This window comes from Lutibacter sp. B1, from assembly GCF_012524075.1.
Taxonomy (GTDB): domain Bacteria; phylum Bacteroidota; class Bacteroidia; order Flavobacteriales; family Flavobacteriaceae; genus Lutibacter.
Genome location: NZ_JAAZUI010000137.1, coordinates 1 through 714 on the forward strand (window position 1 = coordinate 1; position 714 = coordinate 714).

At 44.8% G+C, this 714-nt stretch carries 1 protein-coding gene; it reads left to right on the forward strand.

The features are described from left to right. A partial coding sequence (locus tag HGB55_RS15275; protein ID WP_168817954.1) for an IS256 family transposase occupies positions 1–714 on the forward strand: 714 nt, incomplete at both ends.

Genomic DNA, 714 nt, shown 5'->3' on the forward strand with positions numbered 1-714 from the left:
GAAGTCAGACAATTCCAATGCCCGCAATGGTTTTACAGAAAAGAAGCTGCGCACTTCTCTTGGAGAAAGCAAGATACAGGTTCCCCGAGACCGTGACGCTTCGTTTAATCCCATGATCGTTCCCAAACGGGGCAATATGGTTGACGGAATTGAGAATGTAATTGTATCGCTCTACGCTAAGGGAATGAGCAATAGTGATATTGAAGAGCAAATCCGTGAAGTTTATGGTTTTGACGTGTCAACATCTACTATTTCCCGGATTACCGATGCCATCACCGATGATATTGTCGCCTGGCAGAACCGACCGCTCGAACCTGTTTATTTAATTGTTTGGATGGACGGGATTGTCTTTAAGGTACGAGAAAACTCGAAAGTAATCAATAAGACTGTTTATATGGCTGTCGGGCTGCGCAGGGATGGAAAGAAAGAAGTTCTTGGCTTGTGGCTGGGCAAGAATGAATCAGCAGCATTTTGGATGAGTGTATTGACCGATATGCGTGCCCGGGGACTAGAAGACATCCTGATAACAGCTACAGATAACCTTAACGGTTTTACCGATACCATCCGCAATGTGTTTCCCGAATCGAAAACCCAGATTTGTGTGGTCCATCAAATCCGAAACGCCAGCAGGTACGTTGTTTGGAAAGACAAAAAAGCATTTACAAGGGATATGAAACATATTTACAATGCACCCACAAAAGAAGCCGCCAGGGC